Below are 655 nucleotides of genomic sequence, written 5' to 3'. Positions count from 1 at the left end.
CTTTCCATACATCAGAATTGCCCCACTGAACAACATGACTAGTCGCGGGGAAAGAGCCGCAGAATTCATTAAATTCATCGTAATTCATATTGTTCATCCTTGAAGCACATAACGCCGCGTTAAGGGGTGAACAACGCAACTACCAGCTCACCGCATTGCACTAAAAACCAATAAAATCAACGCATAATGAAAATGCCGCGCGTTGTGAATCCCTCTTTAACGCCTTGTTATGCGTTTACTCAAGGATTTCATAATGACGTTCAACATTCACCGTCACTTTACCCCAATGGGATGTTTTCACTCTATCCTGGTGATATTCAAACGCAGGCTTATCTATGAATTCCTCGTAAACATCGAAGCGGCTAGGATTTTCCGAATTTTCAGTCACTTTAAACGTTATGCACCCCGGCTCTTCGAGAGTAAGACGCTTATGATTTTCCAACTCAATTTTAACTACTTCAAGTTCTGATTCAGGAACTAAAATAAAACCTTTCAATGTTACTTTTGACATAAATATCCCTATTACGCATAACGCCGCGTTAAGGGGTGAGTAACGCAACGACCAACTCACCGCATTGCACTAAAAACCAATAAAATCAACGCATAATGAAAATGCTACGCGTTGCGAATCCCTCTTAAACGCTTTGTTAACTGG

Annotated in this window: 1 protein-coding gene and 1 pseudogene; both read right to left on the bottom strand. The window is 41.1% G+C overall.

Features of this window, described 5'->3' with window-relative positions; translation table 11 throughout:
* Positions 1 to 88 (bottom strand): annotated as a pseudogene (locus FKN93_RS18015) (MmcQ/YjbR family DNA-binding protein); the annotation flags it as partial.
* A gap of 147 nt (positions 89 to 235) precedes the next feature.
* Positions 236 to 511, bottom strand: a complete 276-nt coding sequence (locus tag FKN93_RS17495; RefSeq protein ID WP_170905777.1) for an antibiotic biosynthesis monooxygenase — start codon at positions 509 to 511, stop codon at positions 236 to 238.
* Positions 512 to 655: the final 144 nt, after the last annotated feature.

The organism is Vibrio sp. A8-1, from assembly GCF_013048685.1.
Classification (GTDB): Bacteria; Pseudomonadota; Gammaproteobacteria; order Enterobacterales; family Vibrionaceae; genus Vibrio; species Vibrio metschnikovii.
The sequence above is the reverse complement of the archived record's forward strand: the minus strand, read 5'-3'. Positions and strand labels throughout refer to the sequence as shown.